The sequence below is a fragment of the Pigmentiphaga soli genome (assembly GCF_039541095.1).
Classification (GTDB): Bacteria; Pseudomonadota; Gammaproteobacteria; order Burkholderiales; family Burkholderiaceae_B; genus Pigmentiphaga; species Pigmentiphaga soli.
The window spans coordinates 1-21,646 of record NZ_BAABFO010000021.1; the positions used below are offsets into that span (position 1 = coordinate 1).

Annotated in this window: 21 protein-coding genes; 16 read left to right on the top strand and 5 right to left on the bottom strand. The window is 65.6% G+C overall.

What is annotated here, in order from left to right; translation table 11 throughout:
* Positions 1-587, bottom strand: a 587-nt coding sequence (locus tag ABD927_RS18505) for a magnesium chelatase domain-containing protein (RefSeq protein ID WP_345251321.1), incomplete at its 3' end; no start/stop codon positions are given.
* A 93-nt stretch (positions 588-680) separates the two neighbouring features.
* Positions 681-950: an accessory factor UbiK family protein gene (locus tag ABD927_RS18510; RefSeq protein WP_345251322.1), complete on the bottom strand. Its 270-nt coding sequence runs from the start codon at positions 948-950 to the stop codon at positions 681-683.
* 315 nt (positions 951-1,265) lie between these two features.
* Between ABD927_RS18510 and ABD927_RS18515 the strand changes: the two genes are divergently transcribed.
* The 3 genes from ABD927_RS18515 (at position 1,266) to ABD927_RS18525 (ending at position 3,827) form a co-directional block, all read left to right on the top strand.
* The gene (locus tag ABD927_RS18515) at positions 1,266-1,994 is read left to right on the top strand and encodes a TorF family putative porin (RefSeq protein WP_345251323.1); all 729 of its coding nucleotides are present in this window, start codon (positions 1,266-1,268) and stop codon (positions 1,992-1,994) included.
* A 69-nt stretch (positions 1,995-2,063) separates the two neighbouring features.
* On the top strand, positions 2,064-2,402 hold the full coding sequence (locus ABD927_RS18520; RefSeq protein WP_345251324.1) for a P-II family nitrogen regulator: 339 nt from the start codon (positions 2,064-2,066) through the stop codon (positions 2,400-2,402).
* A gap of 18 nt (positions 2,403-2,420) precedes the next feature.
* A complete protein-coding gene (locus ABD927_RS18525) occupies positions 2,421-3,827 on the top strand; it encodes an ammonium transporter (protein WP_425570304.1) in 1,407 nt (468 codons plus the stop codon).
* Positions 3,828-3,860: 33 nt separating this feature from the next.
* Here the strand turns inward: ABD927_RS18525 and ABD927_RS18530 are convergent, their stop codons facing one another.
* The 3 genes from ABD927_RS18530 to ABD927_RS18540 are packed head-to-tail and all read right to left on the bottom strand — an operon-like array spanning position 3,861 to position 9,037.
* Entirely contained in the window at positions 3,861-6,041 is a 2,181-nt protein-coding gene (locus ABD927_RS18530; RefSeq protein ID WP_345251325.1) for a CaiB/BaiF CoA-transferase family protein, read from the bottom strand.
* Between the two features lie 2 nt (positions 6,042-6,043).
* The gene (locus ABD927_RS18535; protein WP_345251327.1) at positions 6,044-6,817 is read right to left on the bottom strand and encodes an enoyl-CoA hydratase/isomerase family protein; all 774 of its coding nucleotides are present in this window, start codon (positions 6,815-6,817) and stop codon (positions 6,044-6,046) included.
* Positions 6,818-6,874: 57 nt separating this feature from the next.
* Complete coding sequence (locus tag ABD927_RS18540; RefSeq protein WP_345251328.1) at positions 6,875-9,037, bottom strand: CaiB/BaiF CoA transferase family protein; 2,163 nt, start codon at positions 9,035-9,037, stop codon at positions 6,875-6,877.
* Between the two features lie 129 nt (positions 9,038-9,166).
* Here ABD927_RS18540 and ABD927_RS18545 point away from each other — a divergent pair, with 129 nt between their 5' ends.
* From ABD927_RS18545 to ABD927_RS18605, 13 genes are read left to right on the top strand one after another with little or no spacing between them, the layout of a single operon-like run.
* Positions 9,167-10,324 (top strand): acyl-CoA dehydrogenase family protein, encoded by a 1,158-nt coding sequence (locus tag ABD927_RS18545; RefSeq protein ID WP_345251329.1) that lies wholly within the window; start codon positions 9,167-9,169, stop codon positions 10,322-10,324.
* 33 nt (positions 10,325-10,357) lie between these two features.
* Positions 10,358-11,137 (top strand): enoyl-CoA hydratase/isomerase family protein, encoded by a 780-nt coding sequence (locus ABD927_RS18550; RefSeq protein WP_345251330.1) that lies wholly within the window; start codon positions 10,358-10,360, stop codon positions 11,135-11,137.
* Between the two features lie 28 nt (positions 11,138-11,165).
* A complete protein-coding gene (locus tag ABD927_RS18555; protein WP_345251331.1) occupies positions 11,166-11,612 on the top strand; it encodes a hypothetical protein in 447 nt (148 codons plus the stop codon).
* A complete protein-coding gene (locus tag ABD927_RS18560) occupies positions 11,612-12,625 on the top strand; it encodes a beta-ketoacyl-[acyl-carrier-protein] synthase family protein (protein ID WP_345251332.1) in 1,014 nt (337 codons plus the stop codon). Before ABD927_RS18555 ends, ABD927_RS18560 begins: the two co-directional genes overlap by 1 nt.
* Positions 12,622-13,797, top strand: a complete 1,176-nt coding sequence (locus ABD927_RS18565; protein WP_345251333.1) for a thiolase family protein — start codon at positions 12,622-12,624, stop codon at positions 13,795-13,797. The genes ABD927_RS18560 and ABD927_RS18565 overlap by 4 nt, the downstream gene beginning before the upstream one ends.
* Entirely contained in the window at positions 13,794-14,294 is a 501-nt protein-coding gene (locus ABD927_RS18570) for a Zn-ribbon domain-containing OB-fold protein (protein ID WP_345251334.1), read from the top strand. The genes ABD927_RS18565 and ABD927_RS18570 overlap by 4 nt, the downstream gene beginning before the upstream one ends.
* 5 nt (positions 14,295-14,299) lie before the next feature.
* Entirely contained in the window at positions 14,300-15,478 is a 1,179-nt protein-coding gene (locus ABD927_RS18575) for a CaiB/BaiF CoA transferase family protein (protein ID WP_345251335.1), read from the top strand.
* Positions 15,475-16,728: a CaiB/BaiF CoA transferase family protein gene (locus ABD927_RS18580; protein ID WP_345251336.1), complete on the top strand. Its 1,254-nt coding sequence runs from the start codon at positions 15,475-15,477 to the stop codon at positions 16,726-16,728. Before ABD927_RS18575 ends, ABD927_RS18580 begins: the two co-directional genes overlap by 4 nt.
* A gap of 5 nt (positions 16,729-16,733) precedes the next feature.
* The gene (locus ABD927_RS18585; RefSeq protein WP_345251337.1) at positions 16,734-17,924 is read left to right on the top strand and encodes a thiolase family protein; all 1,191 of its coding nucleotides are present in this window, start codon (positions 16,734-16,736) and stop codon (positions 17,922-17,924) included.
* Entirely contained in the window at positions 17,924-18,331 is a 408-nt protein-coding gene (locus tag ABD927_RS18590) for a Zn-ribbon domain-containing OB-fold protein (RefSeq protein ID WP_345251338.1), read from the top strand. Before ABD927_RS18585 ends, ABD927_RS18590 begins: the two co-directional genes overlap by 1 nt.
* Positions 18,332-18,345: 14 nt before the next feature.
* A complete protein-coding gene (locus ABD927_RS18595; protein WP_345251339.1) occupies positions 18,346-19,218 on the top strand; it encodes an SMP-30/gluconolactonase/LRE family protein in 873 nt (290 codons plus the stop codon).
* Positions 19,219-19,267: 49 nt separating this feature from the next.
* Complete coding sequence (locus tag ABD927_RS18600; protein WP_345251340.1) at positions 19,268-20,173, top strand: NAD(P)-dependent oxidoreductase; 906 nt, start codon at positions 19,268-19,270, stop codon at positions 20,171-20,173.
* A gap of 51 nt (positions 20,174-20,224) precedes the next feature.
* Positions 20,225-21,622: an MmgE/PrpD family protein gene (locus ABD927_RS18605; RefSeq protein WP_345251341.1), complete on the top strand. Its 1,398-nt coding sequence runs from the start codon at positions 20,225-20,227 to the stop codon at positions 21,620-21,622.
* Positions 21,623-21,646: the final 24 nt, after the last annotated feature.

The window sequence follows — 21,646 nt, forward strand, 5'->3', positions numbered from 1 at the left end:
GCGGCCGGCGCCGGCCGGGCCGGCGCCAGCGCGGCAGTGCCCGCCAGGTGGGCCACCACGTCGGCCAGCGAACCCGCGCCCAGCACGCGCACGCCGGGCACGCGGGCGGCCTCGGCCGCGCTGGCCGACGGCATGATCAGTTCCGACCCGGGCCGTTGCCGGGCCACCGACAGCGCGATCGCCAGCGCGCCGGCGATCGGCACCAGCGCGCCCGTCAGCGATAGTTCGCCGGCCAGCACCAGCCGCGCAAGCGGGCCGGCATCGTCACCCCGGCGCCGGCCGGCGAAGCCGGGCAGCTCGATCTGGCCCGAGGCAAGCAGCACGCCGATGGCGATGGGAAGGTCGAAACGGGCGGATTCCTTGGGCAGCCCGGCCGGCGCCAGGTTGACGGTAAGGCGACCGGCCGGGAAATCGAAGCCGCCGGTGGACAGCGCCGCGCGCACGCGCTCGCGGCTTTCGCGGACTCCGGCATCGGGCAGCCCGACCACATGGAAGGCCGGCAGGCCCGGCGCCAGGTGGACTTCCACACGCACGGGCGGCGCGTCGAGGCCGGTCAGTGCGCAGCTGGCGAGGATGGCGAGCGTCATGGGCGGCGGAACTCGGGGACGGGCCACGAGTATGGCGCGCCGCCCTCCGCCGCCGCTAGACGGGGGCCGGACGGAATTGTCCGCGCGCGGCCATTATTCCGGCGCCGCTTCGCGCCCCTCCAGCGCCGCCACCCGCGCCTCCAGCGCGCGCAACTCCCGCTCCAGCGCATCCACCTTGACGCGGGTGCGGGTCAGCAGTTCCGACTGGATGTCGAATTCCTCCCGGGTGACCAGGTCGAGCCGGGTGAACGCCTGCCCCATGAAGCCGCGCACGTTGCGTTCGATGTCGGCGGCCGGGCTGCGCGCGATGAGGTCGGACAGGTTTTTCTGCAGATCGTCGAACCAGGCGCTGCGTTGATTCATGGTGTTTCTCCGCCAAAGCAAATGGGGTGATCGGCCTCCAGTGTAGTCCGGCCCGCCGGGGCGCACGCGTCCCCGGCCGTTCCGGCCATTGCCGGAATGCCGTCGATTGGTGCGGGCCTGCCCGCGGCCCGCGCTGGCGCACCATTTTGGGCGCCCCGCATGCCCGCCGTTGGTGCGGCAGCCGGTCTGTAACCTGGCACGGGAAATGCTCGGTAACAGTTGGAGCCTGTTTCAGGCTTTCCGGCACATATTCCCAGCCGCCGCACGCGTCTGGACAAACCGCCAAGCCGCTAAAACCCTGTTTCGGAACTAACTATGAAAAAGACCCTGCTTGCTTCCGCTCTGGCTTTGTGTGCTTCCTCGCCGGTGCTGGCCCAGACGGCCCCGGAACCCGATTACACCTTCACCGGCAACGCCGGGCTGTTCAGCGACTACCGGTTCCGCGGTTTCAGCCAGACCAACCTGAAGCCCGCGATCCAGGGCGGCTTCGACTTTGCCCACAAATCCGGCTTCTACCTGGGCAACTGGAACTCCAACGTCGATAGCGGCCTGTATTCGGGCAGCAACATCGAAATGGACTTCTACGGCGGCTATAAGTTCGGCTATCAGGATTTCAGCTTCGATGTCGGGGCGCTGTATTACTACTATCCGGGCTCGACCTCGCTCAAGGGCGGGACGATCTACAACACCGAGCTGTACGGCGCGGTGGGATACGGCCCCTTCACGCTGAAGTATTCGCACGGCGTGAGCGATTTCTTCGGCACGCCCGACAGCAAGAACAACTACTACGTCGACCTGTCGGCGTCGTTCCCGCTGCAGGACGGCTGGGGTGTCAACGGCCACATCGGCTACCAGAAGCTCAAGAACGACCCGGCGGGCCTGAACAGCTATGTCGACTACAAGCTGGGCGTGACCAAGGACCTGTCCGGCTGGACCGCCAGCCTGTCGCTGGTCACCACCAACAAGAAGGACTGGGTTATCACCAACAAGGGCAAGGATGCCGGCCGCTTCGGCGCCGTGCTCGGCCTGAGCAAATCGTTCTGACCGCGGCGGGGCGGGCGGGCGCCCGCTTGGCCGCAGACGTACCGACTCGTCATCAATCGTGGGGATCGTATGAAACTCATCACAGCTATCATCAAGCCGTTCAAGCTTGACGAAGTGCGGGAAGCCCTGTCCGGCATCGGCGTGCAGGGCATCACCGTTACGGAGATCAAGGGCTTCGGACGCCAGAAAGGCCATACCGAGCTGTACCGGGGGGCCGAATATGTGGTCGATTTCCTGCCCAAGGTCAAGGTCGAGGTCGCCCTCGACGACGACCTGGTGGACGCCGCGCTGGAAGCCATCGAGAATTCCGCTCGGACCGGCAAGATCGGCGACGGCAAGATTTTCGTTTTCCCGCTCGAGCAGGTCATCCGCATCCGCACGGGTGAAACCGGCAAAGACGCTCTCTGATAAGGACCGGGGATTCTAATGAAAAAAAGCTTTGCTCTCCTGCTGGGCCTGCTCTCCGCAGGTGCCCTGATGTACGGTGCGCCGGCCCTGGCCGCGCCCACCATCGATAAAGGCGACGTCGCGTGGATGAGCGTATCCACGCTGCTGGTGCTGATGATGGCCGTTCCGGGCCTGGCGCTGTTCTACGGCGGCCTGGTCCGCAGCAAGAACATGCTGTCGATCCTGATGCAGGTGCTGGTCACGTTCTCGCTGATCGTGGTCCTGTGGTTCATCTACGGCTATTCGCTGGCCTTCACCGAAGGCAACGCCTTCTTCGGCGGCTTCGATCGCCTGTTCCTGAAAGGCGTGTTCGACGCCGCGGCCGGTGCCTTCTCCACGGGCGCGACCTTCAGCAAGGACGTCGCTCTGCCGGAAATCACCTTCATCGCCTTCCAGGCCACCTTCGCCGGCATCACGTGCGCGCTGATCGTGGGTTCGTTCGCCGAACGCGCCCGCTTCTCGGCCGTGCTGCTGTTCATGGTGCTGTGGTTCACGTTCGCCTACATCCCGGTCGCGCACATGGTCTGGTTCTGGCCCGGCCCGGATGCGTACACCGACGCCTCCAAGGTCGACGCGCTGAATTCCACCGCCGGCCTGCTGTGGCAGTGGGGCGCGCTGGACTTCGCGGGCGGCACGGTGGTGCACATCAACGCCGGCGTGGCCGGCCTGGTCGGCGCCTACGTGATCGGCAAGCGGATCGGCTACGGCAAGGAAGCGATGCAGCCGCACAACATGGTCATGACCATGATCGGCGCCTCGCTGCTGTGGGTGGGCTGGTTCGGCTTCAACGCCGGCTCGGCGCTGGAAGCCAACAACTCGGCCGCGCTGGCCTTCATCAACACGATGTCGGCCACGGCCGCCGCCGCGGTGGTGTGGACCTTCGTCGAGTGGGCCGTCAAGGGCAAGCCCTCGATGCTGGGCGCCGCCTCGGGCGTGGTGGCCGGCCTGGTGGCGATCACCCCGGCCGCCGGCAACGTCGGCGTGATGGGCGCGGTCGTGATCGGCGTGCTGGCTGGCGTGGTGTGCTTCTGGGGCGTTACCGGCCTCAAGAAGATCCTCGGCGCGGACGACTCGCTGGACGTGTTCGGCGTGCACGGCGTGGGCGGCATCCTGGGCGCGCTGCTGACCGGCGTGTTCAATACCCAGTCGCTGGGCGGCCCCGGCCTGGTCACCGACTGGGTGGCCGGCACCGTCGGCTCGGCGCCGATCCTGGCGCAGGTGTGGATCCAGCTCAAGGGCGTGATCGTCACCATCGTGTGGTCGGGCGTGGTTGCCTTCATCGCCTACAAGATCTCCGACGCGCTGCTGGGCCTGCGGGTTTCCGAAGAGGAAGAGCGCGAAGGCCTGGACATCTCGTCGCACGGCGAGTCGGCCTACCACTCGTAATCCGCACGCAGTACCGGCCGGGCGCCGTCCCGGTCAAGGATGCCCGGCCTTTGGCCGGGCGTTTTTTTGCCGTGTTCGAACGGGCGTTCGCGGCGAAGCGATCCCGCTCAAGATATCGTCTCCGTCGGCGTTCACCGCCGGCGCCAGACGGGAAACGCGGGCAGGGGTCGCGGTCAGCCGTATCGGGCTGGACAGCACGGGCCATTGCGCATCCTTGTCCGGCATCGTGAACCACAGCCGGCGGTGCAGGACCTGAGGCGATAGGGACGACTCGCGCACGCTCAGGACGGGCACGGCATCCAGGCCGCGCGCCGTCAGGCGGGCGGCGGCTTCGGCGCGCGTGAGGCGCTTCATTTCGGCGCCGAAATCCGGATCCCCGAGGTGGCCCGCGGACGAGGACACCATCAGGTAGCCGTCGCTGCAGGCCATCAACCGGCCAACGGAGGATGGCGCTTGCGCGCCGTTCCAGGCCGAATGGGTCAGCCAGGCGCATATATCCTGCATGGAAAGATCGATATATTGGCCCAGGCCGGTCTTGTCGCGAAATTCCAGCGCGCCGAGCACCGCGACCACGGCCATTTCGCCGCCCATCGTGTCCGCCGTGGAGATTCCGGATTTCAGCGGCACCGGTCCGTCGCTCACCGATGCCATGAAGCCGGACATGGCCTGGATCACCATGTCGAATGCCGGTCGTCTCGCGTAAAGGGAGTCCGCGCCAAAGCCCGAGATGGCGCAGTAGACGATGCGGGGATTGATCCGCAGTATTTCCGCCGGCGACAGACCGAACTTCGCCAGGGTTCCCGGCTTCATGTTTTCCACCAGGGCATCGGCGGTGCCGATCAACTGGCGCAGCGTGGCCACGCCCTGGGCGCTGCGCAAATCCAGCACGATGCTGCGCTTGTCGGCATTGTTCAACTGGAAGGAGACGGACCGGCCGCCCAGGTGGGGCACCCAGGTGCGCGATTCGTCGCCCCCCGGCTGTTCCACCTTGATGACCTCGGCGCCCAGGTGAGCCAGTTGCCGCGCGCAAAGCGGCGCGGTGGTGTATTGGCCGATCTCGATGATGCGGATGCCTTCGAGCGCGGGTTTCAATCTTGCCGGATCCGGCGCGGGCCCGCCAGGCGGGCGATCCGGAATGAGCCGCTCGATCTGGCGCCGGTCCTGGTCCGGCGCGGGAATGGCGCCCGGGGCCGAACCCGGAGTCAGGCTCATCCTCAAGGGCGATCCTGGAACGAACACCTCTTCGCCGGACGCGTTATCGCGTGTTTTCCGGATCATCCCGCGGTATGCGAGGTTGTCTTCACGCGGATGCGAGTCCATGGGAGCGATCGGCCCGCACGGCACGGCGGCCTCGACGAGCCGGGCGATACAGCCGGCGGTGGTGTGCTGCCGCGTCCATTGCCCGATGTGCTCGTCGATGATGGAAACGTTCTCCATGCGCTGCGCCTGCGTGGCGAACCGGGTGGACAGTTCGGCCCGATCCATCAGGGCGCATAGCCGCTCCCATTGCCCTTTATTGCCCACGCAGATGAGCACCCAGCCGTCACGGGAGCGGTAAAGATTCCAGGGCGCAACCGTGGGGTGCCGGTTCCCCAGCCGCGATTTGCCGCCCTGTGCGGTGGTCAGCACGGACGAAAGAAAGGGGCCCAGTGCCGCAAACGCGCAATCGAGCAAGGCCATGTCTATCGTCTGCCCGATCCCTTGGAGCCGGCGCACCCGAAGCGCCGCCAGCACCGCGGCCGCGCAATAGGTGCCGGCAAGTATGTCCGTGATGGGGATCGAACAGGCGACGGGCGGTCCGTCCGGAAAACCCGTGGTGTCCATGATGCCGGACAGCGCCTGGATTTGCAGTTCCGTCAGGCCCAGGCCTCGCATCGGCCCCGTTGCCCCGGTCGCCGTGAGATCGCAAACGATATTGGCGGGAGAGGCGGGGTGCTTTACGTGGAATTGCGGCGGATCGATGTCGCTCGATGTCAGGACGACGTCGCTGCGCAGCGCGGCCGCTTCGAGAAGCGCGCGGTCATGTCCGTCTTCCTTCAACAGGAGGCTGAGTTTGCCGGCCGCGCATTGCGTCCTGACACCGGCCTTCCCGCCCGGCGTTTCGAAATAGAGGACCGTCGCGCCGAGTTGGGCGAGCAGCGAGCCGCACACCGAAATGCCGCCGCGCAAGCCGATTTCGGATACCAGGACGCCGCTCAGTATCGCCGGGGCCATCGCTATATCTTCTGTACGGCGGCCAGCCCTTCCATCGCGAGGCCATAGCCGAGCAGGTCGTGCATGCGGCGCTTCAGGTCCTGGGTGAGCATCACGCGCGTGTAGCGCCGCAACAGGGGAGGACGCTCGCGCAGCTGCCGCGCCAATTCCCAGGCGCGGGCAAGCAATTGATCCTTGGGCAGGACTTCGTTCACCAGCCCGACCTCCAGCGCCTGCTTCGCATCGAGCACCTGCCCCGTCAGAAGAAAATACCGGCCGCGGGTCGTTCCCATGACCAGCGGGAACAGGACATGGACGCCGTCGCCGGGCACGAGGCCGCCGTTGAAGTGGGCCGAATCCTGGATGGTTGCGTTCTCCGAGGCCAATACGATGTCGGACAGCAGCGGTATTTCCGGATGGCGGACCGCCGGCCCGTTGATCGCCGCGATCACGGGTACTTCGATGTTCAGCAGGTTCATCAGGAGGTGCTTGCCCTCCCAGTACCACAGCTTGTCCCATTCTTCCGCCGTCACCGGATTGCGGGGGTTGTGGTGGCCGCCCTGGCCGCCGGGCTGCACGGCAGGGCCGCAATACTCGTCCCCGGTTCCGGTCAGGATGACGACCTCGTTCTCGCGGTCGCGGCCGACATCCAGGAAGGCGCGCTCCAGGTCCTCGTGCGCGGCCTTTCCCCATTGCAGCGGGCCGCCATTGGTATGGAAGGCCATTTCGAGAATGCCATTCTCGCGGCGCATCCGGACGCGTTCATAGCGAGTCGAATAGTCGGCAAAATCGCTCATGGACCGCTCTCCTGTCTCCAGTGTTCTGGTTTGAATGCGAAACACCCTCGTGCGTGATCAGTGATCAATCGGCGGAGGCAATCCCAGTTCCGCCAGGATTTCCTTACGGTCGTGATCGATCGGCGAGGCCAGGCGCCCGATGTTCGAGGGCGTGGACGGCAAGCGCAGGGGGCTGGCGAGTATCGGGGCGGTGATGCCTTCTTCCTGCTTTCGGCTCCACAGCTTGCGTTCGATCGTGTGGGGCATCATGGCGGCCTGGCGCACGGTCTGGACCGGGACCGCGTGCAGCCCGGCGCGGGGCAGCGCCGCCGTAAGGTCGGCCACCGTGCGATCGAGCGCGGCCTCTTGCGTCGGCACCAGATCGGGAAACCGCGCGCGGGCTTGCTGGAAGGCGGGCAGCCCGGCTTCAACGAAAACGTAGCCGTCGGAGGCCTTGATCACCGCGGGCTCGACGCGGCCGTCCAGCGCCTTGTTCCAGGCGGTCTGCGTCAGCCAGGCGCAGATATCCTGCATGGAAAGGTCGATGAACTGGCCTTCCCCCGTGCGCTGCGCGTGGTCCAGCGCCGCGAGCACGGCTGCGGTGGCCATGATCGCCCCCATGAGATCGGCCGTCGATATGCCCGACTTCAGCGGCCTGCCATCGGCGCTGAGCACGGTCATGAAGCCGGCCATTGCGGTGATGACCATGTCGAAGGCAGGGCGCGTCGGATAAAGCGATTTCGTGCCGAAGCCGCTGACCGGGCAATAGACCAGGCGCGGATTGATCTTCAGCAGCGCTTCCGGAGTGAACCCGAATTTGGCCAGGGTTCCGGGTTTCAGGTTCTCCAGCAGCACATCGGCCGTTGCGAGCAGGCGCGTCAGCAGTTCTACGTCGGACTCGTTTTTCAAGTCGATGGCCAGCATCTTCTTGCCGGCGTTCGTGGCCCGGAACGTTATGGTCGTGTCGATCCGCTCCGCCGATGCGGGTTGCTCCACCTTGATCACTTCCGCGCCCAGATGGGCGAGTTCGCGCGCGCACAACGGCGCGGTCGTGTATTGGCCGAACTCGACGATTCTGACGCCTGCCAGCGGCTTCATGCCGGAGGAAGCGCAAGCAGCCGCAGCCGGCGCGGGCTCGAGCCGGCTCGAAAGGCGCTCGACCTCGGCCCGATCGCCATCGATGCCCGGGATGCGCAGCAGGTTCACGCCGGGCGTAGCGTCCATGCGCAGCGGCGAAGCCGAAACGAACAGGCTCCGCCCGGAAACGGGATCCCGGGTTTGCAGGATCATTTCGCGGAAATCGAGATTGGCTTCGCGTGGATAATCGTCGACCGGAACGAGCGGCCCGGCGACCACGCCCACCGCCAGCAGCCTTTCCACGCAATCCGCCGTACTGAACCGGGACGTCCAGTCTTCGATGGCGGGGTCGATCTCGGGGGTTCCGGCCACGCGGGATTTCATCGTGGAATATTTCGGCGCGATATCGGCGCGGCCGATCAATCGGCAAAGGCGCTCGAACATGGCGTAGGTGTTGCCCGCGCAGATGAGGACGTAGCCGTCGGTCGTCCGATAGAGATTCCAGGGCCGGACGGTGGGATGGCGGTTGCCCAGGCGCGAAGGGTCGCCGCCTGCGCTGGTCAGCACCGAAGTGAGGAAGGAGCGCAGCGCGACGAACGCGGCGTCGAACATGGCTATGTCGATCACCTGGCCCGAACCCTGCCGGCGCCGCATCCGGTGCGCGGCAAGCACCGCGCTGGCCGCGTAGCCGCCGGTCATGGCGTCGACGATGGGAACGCGGATCGGCACCGGGTCTTCTTCAGGGAAGCCCGTCGTATCCATGATGCCCGACAGGGCCTGCACTTCCATTTCGCTCAAGGGATGGTCCGTCGATGCCGCATTCCGGCCAAGAGCCGTGATGTCGCAGACGACGTTGCGGGGATGCGCCATGTCCGGCGCCAGCCAGGCCGGGTCGATATCGCTCGAGGCAAGAACGATGTCGCTTTGCGCGAGCAGGCGCGCCAGCATGTCCCGGTCCCTGGCGTCGCCGCCATCCGGCCGCCAGCTCAGCTTGCCGGCCATGTAGTGCGCTCTATGGGCCGCCTTGGGCGAATGCCCCGGCGTTTCGATCGCGACGACCGTGGCGCCCATCTGCGCCAGAAGCGAGCCGCACACGGCAACGGCGCCGCGTCCGCCTGCTTCGATCACGACCACGCCTTCGAGCGCCGTTGCTTTGGTCATCATCCGTGTCCCCTCGGCGAGCCAAGTTTGTACCGATGTCTTGACAGTCGATTTCCGCTTATTATAATGTTATAACAAACTCGCTGGCAAGCGATAGCGACGGTCAAGCTTTCGACCTAGAGAGGAGACATCGTGGATTTCAGACTCACCAGTGAACAAAGACTGCTTCAAGAGTCGGTCAGGGCCGTCGTCGATAAAAAAATCATTCCCATCTTCAAGCGAAACGATCCCGCCAAGCCTCTTCCCAAAGAAGAGCGGCGCGCGCTCGTCAAGGTCGCGGCGGCGCAGGGGCTGACGTCGGTCCGCATCCCGGAGCGGCATGGCGGCAATGGCATGTCCGCCCTGGAATACGGCTTGATCCGCGAAATGATGCCGGCCTCGGTTGCCTTCGGGATAGCCGGGCAGGAAGGGCCGGCGCTGCGCATCTGCATGGGCGGCAATGAAGAGCAGATCGAGCGCTATGTGCCCGGCTTGATCGCCGGCGATATCCTGGGCGCGTCGGGAACGACGGAGCCGGGATCGGGATCGGACCCGCGCGGCGCCAAGACCCGGGCCGTGCAGGACGGCGACCACTGGCTCGTCACCGGCCACAAAATGTGGGTGTCGGGGGCCTACAACTGCGACATCATGCTGACGGCGGCCTCGATCGGCAAGAACGAAAAAGGCCACAACCGGCTGCTGTGGCTGGTCGTCGACCAGAGCGAGTCGCCGTTCTTCACCTCCAAGACCCCGACCATGGGGCTCAGGCAAGGCGCGATGGGCGAGGCCATCTTCGACAATTGCCGCGTGCCTTCGAAGAACGTGATAGGCGGCGAAGGAACGGCGTCCCGGGTGCTGCAGGACACCTGGCTGCTGCAGCGTCCGGGCTTCGGCATGGTCGCGGTGGGCATGGCCCAGCGCGCGCTGGATGCCGCGACGGAATATGCCGGCCAACGGGAAATGTTCGGCCGCAAGATCGGCGGCTTCCAGCTCGTCCAGGAGCTGCTGGCCGAGTCCGCGGCCGCGGTCATGACCAGCCGCCTGCTCTGCTACAAGGCCCTGCAGGCCATCGACAACGACGAGCCGGACAAGGTCCACCTTTCCGCCATGTCCAAGAGATATTCGATCGCCACCTGCACGAGGGCGGTTTCGCTCTGCATGGAAGTCTTCGGCGCGATGGGCATCAGCACGGAGCTCGGCCTGGAAGAACTCTATCGCGACATCCGCATGCTGCCCATTCCCGACGGCACGAACCAGATCCTGACCCTGATCGAAGGGCGCGAGATCACCGGCATCTCGGCGATACGCTGACGGCGGCCATCGTCTGCATTCAGGGATCGGACAATGTCGCACACCACGATACTGGTCGCCACGGACGGCGCGTCGCGCATCATCACGTTCAACCGGCCCGGGCAGCGCAACGCGGTCAGCCACCTCATGATGCGCGAGGTCACCGACGCGCTGATCGAGGCGCAGGCCGATGCCGACATCCGCTGCGTGATCCTGACCGGCGGGCCGGAATTCTTCTCGGCGGGCCGGGATCTGAAAGAGGCCGCGCGCAGTTCGGGCGAGGAGCGCGAACAGGCGAAAGCCGCGTTGCGGCGCATGACCGACACGATGGAGACCCTGAAACTGCCGGTCGTGGCGGCCATCGAGGGCCATTGCCTGACCGGTGGCCTGGAGCTGGCGCTGTGCTGCGACTTGAGGGTCGCGGGGTCCGGGGCGACCTTCGGCATCACCAGCGCCCGCCTGGGAACCATCCCCGGCTTCGGAGGCACGCAGCGCCTGCCTCGCGTCGTGGGCATGGCGCGCGCTTTGGAAATCCTGTTTTCCGCCGAGCCCATCGATGTCGAAGAGGCCTGGCGCATCGGCCTGATCAATCGGAAGGCGGCCAAGGGCCAGGCGCTTGCCGAGGCCTTGCGCATGGTCTCGGCATACGCCGACAGGGCGCCGCTCAGCCTTGCCACGCTGAAGCAGGCCGTGCGCATGGGCACCGGGTTGCCCCTGGCGGACGCGCTCGACCTGGAGCAGAAGCTCGGCGCCACGCTGATCAATACCGCCGACAGGGCCGAAGGGCTGGCCGCGTTTATGGAAAAGCGCAAGCCCCGCTTTCAGGGCCGGTAGGGCACTGTCATTCCTGAGGAGAAAATCGGTGAGCGAGCAGGGGCGAATTCTCGAAGAGCGTTGGAACCCGGTGTTTCGGCATTCGGCCGGACGTCTTGGAAGCCACTATATAACCGCGCTGCGGACGCAGGGGCGCCTGGTCGGCTGGCGCACGGAGGTGCCGTCGCGCGTCAGCGTTCCGCCTCGTGACGTGGGGGCCGAAGGCGAATGGGTCGAGCTCGGCCCCGGGGCTGAATTGCTGGCCTTCGCGCCATCGGAATGGACCGCGGGGTCGGGCGAGCCGGTACTGGAAGATTTCACGCTCGGACGAGTGCTCATCGACGGCGCCCGCAAGCCGGTCTTCGCGCTGCTCAGATTGAACGGCGTCCAGGGCCGGCGCGGGCTGCGCCTGTCGGCCAGGTTTGCCGACGGGCAGTCTGCCGGCACGGGCGTGGATCTGTGGTTCGAACCGGCCGACATCGGGAGGGCCGCCTGATGAAGCCCGGCGCAATGATCGTCGGATGCGGTTGCCGGCTCGGGCAGCCTTTCGACGACCGGATGGATGTGGTCATCAGGCAGGCGGTGCTGACCGCGCTGGACGAAAGTGGAATGTCCATACAGGACATCGATTCCGTCGTCACCGTTGCCGGCGACACGCTGGATGGCCTCATGGTGGCCAGCGGCGCCGAAGTCGCCGGCAGCTACGGCCGGCGCTATATGAACGTGCCCTCGAGCGCGGGCCATGGCCTGGCGGCGGCCGCTACCCAGATCGAATCGCAAGGCGCGGAAAACGTGCTTCTGGTGGGCTGGGGAGCGGCCACCAGATACGGCGGCTTCGATCCCCGGCGCAATCAGGCCGATCCCTTCCATGCGCGGCCGATCGGCGCTTCGCCTGCGGTGGTGGCTGCCTTGCAGGCCAATGAACTCGGCGTGCTGTCCGGCCTGGACGAAACGGCGCTGCGGGCCTATGTGCAAGAGATGTCCATGCGCGCCTGGGGAAAGGCAGCCGCGGCCGGCGCGAGCGCCGTCCCGGATTGGGCAAGAACGGGTTTTTGCGATGGCGTGGCGGCAATCGTGCTGCGGCCGGCCAGCGACGCCAGGCGGGGGGTGCGGGTGCGTGACTTCGCGAGCGTTTCGCGTGGCTATTCTCCCGAAGACGACAGCCTCGATCCGGCCAAGTGGGTCGGGGAAGCGGTATCGGCGCTGTCCGGGGCTTGCGCGCGCAAAGACACGTATGCCGTCGTCGAGGCGGCCGCGCCTACGCCGATCGCAGAGATCCGCGCGCTCTCGCCTTTCGGGTTCAAGAGCATGGCCCAGAAAGAATTCAATCCTTCCGGGGGCGGGGCCGCGGCGCATTTCGGCCAGGCAACGGCGCTCTACGGGGTCGCCGAAACGAGCCGGCGGCTGGTCGCGGGCGGAAAGGGCGCGCAAGGCCTGGTGGTGGATCTCACGGGGCCTCTGGGCCAGCATGTCACCGCGATCAGCCTGCAGGCGGAGGTTGCGCAATGACACGCCCGCTCGCTCATATCCTGGGTGTGGCCCAGGTCCCGATGCGCACGCGTCTTCCGGACTACACCTACGCAGACCTGCTTTCCCATGTCGCTTTCAAGGCGATCGCCGATGCCGGGGTCGAGGCCCGCGACGTGGACGGCCTGATTCTGGCCATGTCGCCGACCACGCCGCTGGGTCTGGACGAGCCCCAATACTGGGGCATCGAGGGCCTGCCGGGAGCGCAGAACTTTCTGGGGCGGGTCCATGTGCTGGCGGCGTCGGGCCTGACCGCATTCCGCCTGGCCAGCGGGTATGTCGCCTCGGGGCGCAAGAAGCGGGTGCTGATCGTCGCGGCCGATCTGGCCGACGAAGTGCCTAGTCTTACCGGGGCGCTGGGCCAACTGCACGATCCCTTCACCGACAAGCAGGTGGTACGCAACGCCATCGTGTCGGCAGCCACGCAGATGGCGGTCTACATGGCCAGGCACGAGCTCGACGAGGCCGTCATGGCGGGCGTGATCGTCAAGAATCGCGGCAATGGCGTGCTCAACGAATACGCGCAGCTGCGGCAGGCCATCACGATCGACGATGTATTGGAATCGCCCGTGCTTGCCTGGCCGATCAAGCGGATGGACAGCTCGCCGCGTTCCAGCGGCGCGGCCGCGATCCTGATCGGCGACGAAAACATTCAGCCCGCGCGCCGCCCGGTCGCGGCAACCGGCTTCGGATCCTATGCCGGCGGCCGGTTCGTGGGGTCGCGCATGGTGCCCGAGAACAGCGCCTATTTCGACGCCTCCGACCTGGCCGAAGCCGCCCGCCGCGCCTATGCGATGGCGGGCGTCACGGACCCCGCGCAACAGATCGGGCTGGCCGAAGTCTATGCCTCCTTCGGCATACTCGAATTGCTGAGCATCGAGGCCTTGCGCCTCAACAAGGGCGGCAATGCCGCCGAACTGATCCGGGATGGTCATTTCCATCGCGATTCCGCTCTTGCCGTCAATCCTTCCGGCGGAGCCAGCTGCGGCAGCCCGATCAGTTCGACGGGCCTGATCCGCGTCATAGAAAGTGTCTTGCAATTGCGCGGCGAAGCCGGAGCGCGCCAGGTCCGGGTGACGACGCCATATGCCGCCGTTTCGGCCATCGCCGGCGCATTCCAGACGCACGAAGTGGGGGTGTTGCAAGCATCATGACCGAGACCAAAGCAAGCACCAGTCCATCTCCGGCCCGAAAGAAACAGCCGGACCCGGAAGGCATCGTGTTCGTCGATGCGCAGTGGGATGTTCCGCAGCGCTACCGCGCCGATCCCGCGATCGAGCGCATGTTCGACGCTTTCAAGGAAAAGCGGCTATTGGGCACGCGCGTGGCAGGCGGCGACCGGGTGATATTCCCGCCGCAAAGCTATTGCGAAGTCAGCTATCGCGACGCCAACGAGTTCGTTGAGGTCGGCCCGGGCGGAACCATACGCACTTTCACGATTTCGCACACCAAGTGGGGCGGGCCGACGCCGCCTTACATCGTGGCTTTCGTGCAGCTCGACGGGGCCAGCACCGCAACGGGAGGATATCTGCGCAACGCGAATACCGACCCGGCGGGAAGCCTGGCCTTGATAGGCGCCCGCTGCCGCGTGGTGTTCAGGGATGATCCGGCCGGCGAGTGGTCGGACATCTGGTTCGAACTGGAGGAATGATTGCCATGAACGAAGATACCCTGACGCCCGGTGCCCTGGAAGGGATACGCGTCATCGACATGGCCGATACCAATGCGGTCTATGCCACCAAAGTGCTCTGCGACCTGGGAGCGGAGGTAATCCGCATCGAACCCCCGGGCGGCGACCCGATGCGCAAGGTCCGGCCGGTCGACGAAGAGACCGGCATCAGCGCGTTCTACGCTTTCATGAACACCAACAAGCGATCCGTGACGCTGGATCTCGACAGCGCCGAAGGCGCCGCCCTTTTCAGGAAGCTGGTCGCTTCGGCCGACATCGTGGTCGAAAGCGAAATGCCCGGCCGCCTGGCCGCCCTGGGCCTGTCTTACGAGGACCTGGGCCCGGACAAGCCCGGCCTGGTGTGGTCGTCGATCACGCCCTTTGGCTCTACGGGGCCGCGCAGCAAGTGGAAGGCCGACGACCTGATAAGCCAGGCGATGGGCGGCTTCATGAACCTGAGCGGTTTGCCGGAACGCGAGCCGCTCAAGCTGTTCGGCGAGCAATCCTGCTTCATCGCGGGCCTGCACGCGGCCTCCGGCATACTCATTGCCCTGTGGCATGCGCTTGCGAGCGGAGAAGGGCAGTATGTCGACGTTTCCGTCCACGAGGCGATCGCGCACACCCTGGAAAGCGCCATTCAGGTCTATACGATCGAAGGCAGGGTACGCGAGCGTTTGCCGCGCAACGACGAAGCCGGCATAGGCATGTTCCCGGCCACCGATGGCGAGATCTTCGTCTACGCCAACATGAACATGATCACCCGCAGCTGGTTCAACCTGGTCAAGGTGCTCAAGCGCGCCGGAGTCGCACAAGCGGCGGACCTCGACGATCCCAAGTGGCAGGATCCGGTCTTCCGCCGCACGGCCGAAGCCCGCGACATCGTCAGGCGCATCGTCGGCGAGTTCACGAAGAACAAGAGCAAATACCAGAACTACAACGAACTGCAGGGCGCCAACGTGCTTTCCGCGCCCATGAGCGAGATAGGCGATCTGTTCAACAATCCGCAGCTCAAGTTCCTCGACTGGTTCGTCGACCAGCCTATCGGCGGGAAGCCGGCGACCTGGCCCGGCCCTGCCTTCAGATTGTCGGAAACCCCGCGCCGCCAGCCCGGGCCGGTCAGGCCGCCGGGCGAGGACAACGCGGCAATATTCGAGGAGCTGCGATGAATGCCCAGATGAAACATCCGGCCCGGGCCAAGGACTACGGCCCGCTCCCCTTGAATGGCCTGCGCGTGCTGGATTTCACGATCGGCGGCGCCGGGCCGTTCGCGACGAAAGCCATGGCCGACTACGGCGCCGAAGTCATCAAGATCGAAAGCCGGACCCATCCGGATTTTCCCCGCACCATGGGGCCTTATGCCGGCGGGATCAAGGATCCCGACCGGAGCGGGTATTTCACGAACCGCAACTCCGGCAAGCTGAGCCTGACGCTGAACCTCAAGAAGCCCGAGGCCATCGCGATCATCAAGAGGCTGGTTCCCAGTTGCGATGTCGTCACGAACAACTTTCGCGCGGGGGTTCTCGAACGCCTCGGCGTCGGCTACGACACGCTCAGCCAACTGAGGCACGACCTCATCTACATGGCCATGCCCTTGCAGGGTTCCGGCGGCCCCCAGGGAACCTATAGCGGCGTCGGCCATACGCTCAACGTCCTGTCCGGCCTCTATGGCGTGACGGGCTACGACGACGGCGTGCTCGTCGGCCCGGGCACCAACTATCCGGACCATTCGGTCAACCCGGGCCACGGGCTGGTCGCCCTGATGGGCGCGCTGATCCATCGCCGGCGTACCGGCCTGGGACAGTACATCGAGGTGGCGCAGCTGGAATCGACCATGAATCTGCTCGGCCCCAGCATCGTCGGCTACAGCATGACGCGCAAGAACCCCAGGGTCATGGGCAACGAGAGCGAAGACTTCTTCCCCTACGGGCTTTTCTCCTGCGCCAACGACAGATGGCTGGCGATTTCCATCCGGCAGGACGAGCAATGGCAGGCGCTGTGCCGCCTTGCCGCATCCGAGCCCTTCAGCCGCGATGCCTCGTTTGCCGGGAACGCCGGCCGCCTGGCAGGCAAGGCCAGGCTCAAACCGATGCTGATGGCATGGACCAGGCGGCACGATGCCTTCGAGCTCATGAAGCAACTGCAAGAGAACGGCGTGCCCGCGGGGGTGGTCCAGAACGCGCGCGATCTGGTCGAGCATGACGAACAGATCGCCGCCCGGGAAAACTTCGTGACCGTCGAGCACCCCGTCATGGGGCCCGTGGTCTACAACGGTTCCCCAAGCAGGCTGTCCAGGACCCCGGCCCGCATTGCCTGCGCGCCGCTGCTGGGCGAGCACACCGACTACGTCCTGAAAAACATGCTCGGCATGAACGACGGCGAAATCGCTGGGCTGCGCGAAGCCGGCGTCTTGGAGTAGCGACCGTGACGGAACGAAATCTATCGGCGGCACACGACGGGGCGCTGAACGGCATCTCGGCCGTGGTGGGCATCGGCCACAGCGATTGGCGGGCGGACCACGCCGCCGTCCGGCAAGGGGGCAAACCCACCGACTCCTACGGTTACGCCGCCATCTCGTTCAAGCGTGCCCTGGACGACGCGGGCATCGGCAAATCCGAGGTCGATGGCCTGATCGTCGGCGGGCCCATGTCCTACGAACGATCGAGCGAGGTCTTCGGCATCGTGCCGCGCTGGGGCATGCAGGCCGATTCCAGCCAGGCGGTCGTGGCGGCAATGATGGCCATCCGCTGCGGGCTGTGCGAAGTCGTCGCCCTCGTTTATGGCAACGACCAGCAATCGGCGAAGACCCAGTACGGCGGGCCGCAGGCCATGGGGGGAGACGCCAATCTTTCCTATGTCTACCATTCGCCCTTCGGCCTGACTTCCCAAGGCGCCTTGTACGCCCTGATGCAGCGCCGGTACATGGAGCTGACCGGGTCGACCGAACGCGATCTGGGCCAGGTTGCCGTGGGCCAGCGAGCATGGGCCTCGCACAATCCGGCGGCGATCATGAAAGACCGGCCGCTCAGCCTCGACGACTACCTGGCTTCGCGCTACATCGCCGAGCCCCTGCACCTGCACGACTACTGCCTGATCAACGATGGCGGCGTGGCCTTGATCGTCATGGAAAAGTCGCGTGCCAAAAGGCAGGGGCGCAAGCCCGTCGCCATCAAGACGGCGGCGCGCTACGACCTGCACGAGGGGTCGACCACATTGCGGCCACGCCTGCTGGACTTCTACCACAGCGGGCACACGGTGGTGTCGAAGCTCGTCTACGACGCCGTCGGGCTCGGCCCCCGGGATATGGATGCCGTGCTCGTCTATGACAGCTTCAGCTGCCACATTCCTTTCGCCCTGGAAGGATTCGGCTTCTGCGGCATCGGCGAAAGCGGCGCTTTCATGCGCGAGACCGGCATCGGCCCCGGCGGCAAGCTGCCGATCAACACCCATGGCGGCCATCTTTCGGAAAGCTATATGCAGGGCTGGGCGCATCAGATCGAAGCGGTTCGCCAGCTGCGCGGCGAAGCCGGCCTGAACGTGCCGAATTGCCGCAACATCCAGTACATCTCCGACGTCGTCGGCAGGGTGTACTCGATCATTTACGGAGCCGACTGATGCCCGGACCGCGCCTGTACTCCATGTTCGACCAGACGATGTGGGAAAGCATCGCAAACGGCAGGATGCGCATCCAGCGATGCGGCGACTGCGCCGCGTATCGCTATCCGCCCGCCGCGTGCTGCGCCAAATGCCTGTCCACGAAGTTCAGCTGGGAACCGATTTCGGGCAAGGCCAAGGCCCTGTCGTGGATTACCTACCACCGGCAATACCTGCCTGCCTATCCCGTGCCGACCACCATCGTGGCGGCGATGCTGGAAGAAGGCGAGATATTGATCGCCAGCATGGATACGTCCATGGTGGGGCAATTGAAGCTCGATTGTCCGGTGCGCGTCGTATACGGCGAGCATCCGGATGGCTACAAGATACCGAGATTCGAACCCGATACGCGTTCCCCCACGAGCTGAGCGGAGGGCCGGCCATGACACTTCAGCATTATTCCGAGCCTGTCGCCGTCCTGGGCGAAGGGCCTGTCTGGGATGCGCAAGGCGGCCACATCTGGTGGGTGGACTGCGATCAGAAAAAGCTTTTCCATCGCGATCCGGGCCCCGGGGCCGAAGCCGGCATCCTGCCCTTGCCGCACTATCCCAGCGCCTACGCGTTTCGCCGGGGCGGGGGCATGCTGATGGCCTATCGCAACGGCCTGGCCATGCTCGATCCGGCAACGGGAAAAAGCGATCCCTTCGAAGCAACGGGGCTCGATTTCTCCCGCGAGCGCTTCAACGACGGCATTTGCGATCGGGCCGGGCGCTTCTGGATCGGGACCATGGACCCCAGAATGAAGGAGCGCAACGGCTCGCTGTACCGGATCGATCCCGATCTGGCGGTGACCCGCATGGCGAGCGGTCTCGTGGTCTCCAACGGCATCTCGTTCAGCCCCGACGATCGCACCATGTACCACCACGATTCCCGGTCCAAGGTGGTCTTCGCCTACGACTTCGACATCGACAAAGGCGATATCAGGAATCAGCGGGTCTTCATCGACTTCACGGGCCGCCCCGGCAATCCCGATGGCGGCACGACCGACGCCGAAGGCAATCTGTGGATCGCCGAGATCGGGGCGGGGCGGGTCGTCCAGTTCGATCCGCGCGGCCGCCAGATCCGCGCCATAGAGCTGCCCGTGACGCGGCCGTCCAGCGTGATGTTCGGCGGCAAGGACTTGTCCACGCTTTTCATCACGTCGATGCGCCACGGGCTGAAGCCGGAGGAACTGGCGCAGCAGCCGCTGGCGGGATGCCTTTTCCACACCCGGGTCGACGTGCCTGGAATGGAAGAGCCGCAATTCGCTGGATGACGACCACCGGGCCGGATGCTTGCGCGTCAGGCCGCTCATGGGGAAAAGGATGGCGGATCGAATCGGTTTTATCGGCTTGGGCCGCATGGGCGGGCCCATGGCGGCGCATATCCGGGAAGCAGGCTTCGAACTGGCAGTGTTCGACGTCGTGGCGCAGGCCATGGAAGGTTTCCGGGAGCATGGCGCGCATATCGCCTCGTCGCCCCGGGAAGTCGCCGACCGCGCCGAGATCGTCTTTGCCTGCGTGCCCTCGCCGCAGGCGAGCAAGGCGGTTGCATTGGGCGATGACGGCGTCATTCATGGCAAGGCGATTTCCGTCTATCTCGAATGTTCGACCATAGGCCCGGATTACATGGCCGAGCTGGCCCAGGGATTTTCCGGCAGCCGCATCAGCCTCGTCGATGCGCCGATCAGCGGGGGAGTCGCGGGCGCCGCCCAGGGGACCTTGTCGGTCGTGGCCAGCGGCGATCCGGCGTCGCTGGAGCGGTCCAGGCCGGCGCTGGAGACTTTCGCCAGGAATGTCTTCCGCGTTGCCGACGAGCCTGGGCCCGCCCAAGTTGCCAAGCTCATCAACAACATGCTTTCCACCACCGGGACGATCGCCGCGTTCGAAGGCATGGTGCTGGGCGCCAAGGCCGGCCTGGATGTCGAAGTCCTGCTCGATTTCATCAATGTGAGCACCGGCCGCAACGTGGCGACCATGCAGAAGATTCCCGACAGCATCCTGACGCGCAGGTTCGGCGGCAACATCAAGATCGGCACCAAGGATCTGGGGCTGTACATCAAGCAGGCGGAGAAGCTGGGTATCGCGCCTTATATGGCGCCGCGCGCGCTGCAGGTCTTCGCCGATGCGATCGCCGGCGGCTACGACAAGGAAACCATGCGGATCGTCGAGTTCCTGGAAAAGCGCGCGGGCGAAGGCGTCGTGGTGCAGGGCAAACCGGAATCGAAATGATCTCGTGCGATGCCGCGGCGCAGTGCCGCGGGAGGATGCGGAGTGGTCACCATGAGCAATACTTCGGCATCGGGGCAAAGCGATGTTCTGCAGGACCGGATCGCCCGGTTCGCCTCGGACCTGGCGTTCGAGCATCTCGCCGCCGGCGACGTGGAAGCGGCAAAGGCCCGCATCATCGATACTTTCGCGGCGTCCTATGCGGGATTTTTCTCGGAGACGGCCCATGCGGCGCGCGCCTATGCGGCGTCGCTTGCCCCGGGCGGCCGTTGCGCGATCATCGGTACCCGCGAGCGCACCAGCCCGGAGGCGGCCGCCTTCGTCAATTCGACGACCTCGCGGCAAGCCGAGTGGAACGACGTATACATGTCGCGCGCAGGCGGCGGGGCGCATCCCAGCGATGTCATCTTGCCGATTCTCGCGGCCGCCGAACATGCCGGCGCCGACGGCAAGGAATTCCTGACGGCGGTCGTCATCGCCTATGAGGTTTATCTCAATATCTCCGACGCCGCGCAGATCACCGGGTTCGACCAGAGCGTGCTGGCCGGCATCGGCGTCGCGGCGGGTGCAGGGCGCGTGCTCGGCCTGACCTTGCCGCAATTGAAGCATGCCGTGTCGATCTGCGCGGTGGCCAACAACGCGATCATTCAGACTCGCCGCGATCACATGACCATGTGGAAGGCGGCGGCCGCGGGGCAGAGCGGCAAGGCCGGCGTGTCGGCCGCCTTGATGGCCAAGGCGGGCATGGAGGGTCCGTCCCTGCCGTTCGAGGGCGCGGGCGGCTGGAACCGGACTGTCGCGCGCAACGAATACGAAGTCGGCGGACTCGACCCGCGGACCGGTCCCTATCGGATCCGGGATGCGCTCATCAAGCCGCGCGCGTCCTGCGCCGTGACGATTTCATCGATTTTCGCGGCCGAGGACGCGGCCCGCAAGGTGCGGGCGCCGGACGTGGAGCGGGTGATCGTCGAAACCTACGGCTATGCCAAGAATACGGTCGGCACCGGCGAAAACCGCTGGAATCCGGGCAGCAGCGAAAGCGCCGACCACAGCATCCCCTATGTGGTCGCCGCGGCCCTGTGCGATGGCACGGTCGGGCAGCGGCAGTTCAAAGAGGATCGTCTCTGGGGAGCGGATATCCGCGCATTGCTGCCCAGGATCGAAGTCCGGGCCAATGATGAGTTCAGCAAGGCCTATGAGGCGCATCCGCGCTGGCACTACACGCGGGTAACGGTGCACACCAGATCGGGAAGCGTCGTCGTCGGTGAAGCCGGCGGGCCGGACGGAGAAGACATGGGGAAGGAAAAATCGGCCGCCGGGATAGAGGCCAAGTTCATGTCCCTGGCCCAGGACCTGATCGGCGAGCAGCGGGCGAAAGAGGCGCTGCGCCGGATGTGGTCGTTGCCGGAAATCGCGGACGTCAAGGAGATACCGCCACTGTTCGTGCTCTGAAGTATGGATTCAAAACATAAGCTT

Bases quoted from the DNA above. Each gene is read 5' to 3' on its own strand.
- ABD927_RS18560 (WP_345251332.1), top strand. From the start codon at position 11,612: ATGAAGCCCGGCGCAATGATCGTCGGATGCGGTTGCCGGCTCGGGCAG.
- ABD927_RS18595 (WP_345251339.1), top strand. From the start codon at position 18,346: ATGACACTTCAGCATTATTCCGAGCCTGTCGCCGTCCTGGGCGAAGGG.
- ABD927_RS18530 (WP_345251325.1), bottom strand. From the start codon at position 6,041: ATGGCCCCGGCGATACTGAGCGGCGTCCTGGTATCCGAAATCGGCTTG.
- ABD927_RS18575 (WP_345251335.1), top strand. From the start codon at position 14,300: ATGAACGAAGATACCCTGACGCCCGGTGCCCTGGAAGGGATACGCGTC.
- ABD927_RS18605 (WP_345251341.1), top strand. From the start codon at position 20,225: ATGAGCAATACTTCGGCATCGGGGCAAAGCGATGTTCTGCAGGACCGG.
- ABD927_RS18590 (WP_345251338.1), top strand. From the start codon at position 17,924: ATGCCCGGACCGCGCCTGTACTCCATGTTCGACCAGACGATGTGGGAA.
- ABD927_RS18540 (WP_345251328.1), bottom strand. From the start codon at position 9,037: ATGATGACCAAAGCAACGGCGCTCGAAGGCGTGGTCGTGATCGAAGCA.
- ABD927_RS18550 (WP_345251330.1), top strand. From the start codon at position 10,358: ATGTCGCACACCACGATACTGGTCGCCACGGACGGCGCGTCGCGCATC.
- ABD927_RS18520 (WP_345251324.1), top strand. From the start codon at position 2,064: ATGAAACTCATCACAGCTATCATCAAGCCGTTCAAGCTTGACGAAGTG.
- ABD927_RS18580 (WP_345251336.1), top strand. From the start codon at position 15,475: ATGAATGCCCAGATGAAACATCCGGCCCGGGCCAAGGACTACGGCCCG.
- ABD927_RS18510 (WP_345251322.1), bottom strand. From the start codon at position 950: ATGAATCAACGCAGCGCCTGGTTCGACGATCTGCAGAAAAACCTGTCC.
- ABD927_RS18570 (WP_345251334.1), top strand. From the start codon at position 13,794: ATGACCGAGACCAAAGCAAGCACCAGTCCATCTCCGGCCCGAAAGAAA.
- ABD927_RS18515 (WP_345251323.1), top strand. From the start codon at position 1,266: ATGAAAAAGACCCTGCTTGCTTCCGCTCTGGCTTTGTGTGCTTCCTCG.
- ABD927_RS18535 (WP_345251327.1), bottom strand. From the start codon at position 6,817: ATGAGCGATTTTGCCGACTATTCGACTCGCTATGAACGCGTCCGGATG.
- ABD927_RS18565 (WP_345251333.1), top strand. From the start codon at position 12,622: ATGACACGCCCGCTCGCTCATATCCTGGGTGTGGCCCAGGTCCCGATG.
- ABD927_RS18525 (WP_425570304.1), top strand. From the start codon at position 2,421: ATGAAAAAAAGCTTTGCTCTCCTGCTGGGCCTGCTCTCCGCAGGTGCC.
- ABD927_RS18600 (WP_345251340.1), top strand. From the start codon at position 19,268: ATGGCGGATCGAATCGGTTTTATCGGCTTGGGCCGCATGGGCGGGCCC.